General features: G+C 69.5%; 4 protein-coding genes. 1 reads left to right on the top strand and 3 read right to left on the bottom strand.

Features of this window, described 5'->3' with window-relative positions:
- A partial coding sequence (locus KGQ19_RS47895) for a stage II sporulation protein M (RefSeq protein ID WP_194925865.1) occupies nucleotides 1-768 on the bottom strand: 768 nt, incomplete at its 3' end.
- A 113-nt stretch (nucleotides 769-881) separates the two neighbouring features.
- On the opposite strand from KGQ19_RS47895, the gene KGQ19_RS47890 reads away from it, so the two are divergent.
- Nucleotides 882-1,859, top strand: coding sequence for an RDD family protein (locus KGQ19_RS47890; protein WP_212022208.1), 978 nt, complete (start codon nucleotides 882-884; stop codon nucleotides 1,857-1,859).
- 146 nt (nucleotides 1,860-2,005) lie between these two features.
- Here KGQ19_RS47890 and ahcY read toward each other — a convergent pair whose 3' ends face one another.
- Both ahcY and KGQ19_RS47880 read right to left on the bottom strand, forming a co-directional pair.
- Nucleotides 2,006-3,463, bottom strand: a complete 1,458-nt coding sequence (gene ahcY / locus KGQ19_RS47885; protein ID WP_212022206.1) for an adenosylhomocysteinase — start codon at nucleotides 3,461-3,463, stop codon at nucleotides 2,006-2,008.
- A gap of 67 nt (nucleotides 3,464-3,530) precedes the next feature.
- A complete protein-coding gene (locus KGQ19_RS47880; protein WP_194899548.1) occupies nucleotides 3,531-3,704 on the bottom strand; it encodes a Trm112 family protein in 174 nt (57 codons plus the stop codon).
- Nucleotides 3,705-3,733: the final 29 nt, after the last annotated feature.

The following is a 3,733-nucleotide window of genomic DNA, read 5'->3' as shown; positions in this document are numbered from 1 at the left end:
CCCCTGCTCCCCCAACGCCTCCCCGCGGGTACGCGGCCCCGGGGAAAGAAGCGCCCACGCGATACGCATCCCGCACCCGCCGGCGACGAAGACCGCGCTGAGTTCCAACATCCCGTGCGGGGCGACGAGCGACAGGAACGTGCCGAAGCGTCCGTGCGCCGCCATGAAGCCACCGTCGACGGCCAGGTTCGCGGTGTTCATGTACATGGCGACGAACGGGAAGACCAGCGTCACGCCGCCGAACAAGGCCAGCGCGGACACCCAGGCGTTGTTCACCCACACCTTGAACCCGAACGACCCCGGACTGAACTGCGTGTAGTAGGTCTCGAACTGCCCGCCGGGCCGGAACACCCCGTTCACGAGATCGGGTGACGCCAGCTCCCCCTGCACCCGCGGATTGGCCGCGATGTACCAGCCCATGAAGAACGCGGCCACCAGGGATACCAGCGCAGTAGCGATCCACCACCGTCGCGCTCTGTAGAGCGCCGCAGGAAAGCCGTCCGTGAAGAAGTACAGGATCTCTCGCCACGCCGGAACCCGCGGGCCCGCGATGGCGCCGCGGGCAGTCGCCAGGAGGGACGACAGATGGCCGACCACTATTGCGTCCGGCGCAGCGGACCTCACCACAGACAGGTGCGTGGCGACGTTCTGGTAGAGCGCCACCAGTTCGTCCGCCTCGGCCCCGTCCAGCACGCGGCTCCGACTCGACAGCTGCGCCAGGCGCGACCATTCCGGGCGGTGCGCCGCCGCGTACGCGTCGATGTCCACGTCGGAAGACCCCGCCTCTGTGAAGAAGTCTCTGGTGAGAAACTGTGCGCCCACCGTATGAGCGGTCTACGGTTGCCGCAACAAAGTCACGGCCCGGAGTGGAGAGGAAGACCTTGAGCGACCTGGTCATCGGCGAGGGCGTGGCCCTGGATCTCCGGCTCGCCAAGCTGCCGAGCCGGGCGCTGGCCCGGCTGCTGGATCTGCTCGTGCAGGGCGGGTTGCTCGGGGTGCTCGCCGCGGTGCTCGGGGTGGTGGAGTCGGTCGGGGCGCTGGACGACGCGGTGCTGGCCGGGCTCTTGATCGTCATGACCATCGCGGTGGTGGTCGGGTATCCGACGCTGCTGGAGACGGTCACCCGCGGTCGCACACTGGGCAAGATGGCGCTCGGGCTGCGCGTGGTGCGCACCGACGGCGGCCCGGTACGGTTCCGGCACGCGTTGGTCCGCGCCCTCAGCGGGATCTTCGACCTCTACGCGACCTTCGGCGTGCTGGCGGTGGTGACGTCGTTCTCCTCGAAGCAGGGCCGGCGTACCGGCGACTGGCTGGCCGGGACGGTCGTGCTCCGCGACCGGGCGCCGGACGCCGGTGTGAGCCCGATGGGGATGGCCGCGCTGTCGATGCCGTATCCCCTCCTGGGCTGGGCGCAGCAACTGGATCTGTCGGCACTGCCGGACGATGTGGCGCTGTCCGCGCGCCAGTTCCTGACCCGCATGCACGAGATGCGGCCGGACGTCGCGGCGCGCCTGGGCCACGAGTTGGCGAGCGAGGTCATCCGGTACGTCGCCCTGCCGCCGGCCGGGACGCCGCCGTGGGCGTACCTCGCGGCGATCACCGCCGAGCGCCGGGTACGGCAGATGCGGGCCGCGGAGACGACACAGCGGGAAGCCTGGGAGCGGGCGCAGGCGCGGTATCCGGCTTACGCCGGGTCGCCGGCTCCGACCGCGTTACAGGACCCTGCGAAGGGATCGCAGCTGCCGACGATGCCACCGGTGCAGGACCGGGTGCCGGATCGCGTGCCGGATCGAGTACCGGAAAGCGCGTCCGAGCCCGTCGCGGAGGCTGAGGAAGACGGCTTCAAGCCGCCGGTCTAGCCACGCGGGCCAGGAGCGAGCGCCGGACAAGAGAGAGCACCACACCGCGACCGCACAGCACAGCAGCGCCGCGACCAACCACGACCCCACCCGAGAACGCCGAAGCCGGCCCCGCCCAGCGGGACCGGCCTCGACCACACGAAACCTCAGTACCGGTAGTGCTCCGGCTTGTAGGGACCCTCGACCTGCACGCCGATGTAAGCGGCCTGCTCCGGCGACAGCTTCGTCAGCCGCACCCCGAGCGCGTCCAGGTGCAGCCGGGCCACCTTCTCGTCCAGGTGCTTGGGCAGCACGTAGACGCCGACCGGGTAGTCCGCGGTCTTGGCGAACAGCTCGATCTGGGCGATCACCTGGTTGGTGAACGAGTTCGACATCACGAAGCTGGGGTGGCCGGTGGCGTTGCCCAGGTTCAGCAGCCGGCCCTCGGACAGCACGATGAGGGTCTTGCCGTCCGGGAACTTCCAGGTGTGGACCTGCGGCTTGACCTCGACCTTCTCGATCCCCGGGATCTTGGCCAGGCCGGCCATGTCGATCTCGTTGTCGAAGTGGCCGATGTTGCCGACGATCGCCTGGTGCTTCATCGCGGCCATGTCGGCGGCCATGATGATGTCCTTGTTGCCGGTCGCGGTGACGAAGATGTCGGCGCTGCCGACCACGTCCTGCAAGGTGGCGACCTGGAAGCCGTCCATCGCCGCCTGCAGCGCGCAGATCGGGTCCACCTCGGTGATGATCACGCGGGCGCCCTGGCCGCGCAGCGACTCCGCGCAGCCCTTGCCGACGTCGCCGTAGCCGCACACGACCGCGACCTTGCCGCCGATCAGCACGTCGGTGGCCCGGTTGATGCCGTCGACCAGCGAGTGCCGGCAGCCGTACTTGTTGTCGAACTTGCTCTTGGTGACCGAGTCGTTGACGTTGATCGCCGGGAAGAGCAGCGAGCCCTCCTTGGCCATCTCGTACAGCCGGTGCACGCCGGTGGTGGTCTCCTCGGTGACGCCCTTGATGCGCTCGCCGATCGCCGTCCAGCGGTTGCCGTCCTCGGCCAGCGAGCGGCGCAGCAGGGCCAGGAAGACCTGGAACTCCTCGCTGTCGGCGTCCGAGGCGTCCGGCACGGCGCCGGCCTTCTCGAACTCAGTGCCCTTGTGGACCAGCATGGTGGCGTCGCCGCCGTCGTCCAGGATCATGTTCGGGCCGGCGCTGCCGTCCGCGGACTCCGGCCAGCGGAGCATCTGGTCGGTGCACCACCAGTACTCCTCCAGCGTCTCGCCCTTCCAGGCGAAGACCGGGACGCCCGCCGGCGCCTGCGGCGTGCCCTGGCCGACCACGATCGCCGCCGCGGCGTGGTCCTGGGTGGAGAAGATGTTGCAGGACGCCCAGCGCACCTCCGCGCCGAGGGCCGTAAGGGTCTCGATGAGCACGGCGGTCTGCACCGTCATGTGCAGCGAGCCGGAGACGCGCGCGCCCCTGAGCGGCTGCGCGTCCGCGTACTCGGCGCGGATCGCCATCAGGCCGGGCATCTCGTGCTCGGCCAGGGTGATCTCCTTGCGGCCGAATTCGGCCAGGGACAGGTCAGCGACCTTGTAGTCGCTCGGAGTGAGGACGCTCACGGCGTTTCTCCTGTTTCGTCGGCTGACGTTGCGTAGTTGAATCTAGCGGAGCGTGGCGGGGTACCGCTCACGCGGCCTTGGTGGCTTCGTCGATCAGCAGGACCGGGATGCCGTCGCGGACCGGGTACACCAGCGCGCACTCCTTGTCAGTGCACGCCAGGGCCGAGGCCGCCTCGTCCTCGCGCAGCGGCGCGTGGCACTTCGGGCAGGCCAGGATCTCCAGCAGGGAGGGCTCGATCACGGGAGGGCTCCAATCGGTTCGGGTCGGAG

It is taken from the genome of Catenulispora pinistramenti (genome assembly GCF_018274385.1).
Classification (GTDB): Bacteria; Actinomycetota; Actinomycetes; order Streptomycetales; family Catenulisporaceae; genus Catenulispora; species Catenulispora pinistramenti.
Note: the sequence above shows the minus strand (reverse complement) of the source record. Positions and strands in the feature narration are given on the sequence as shown.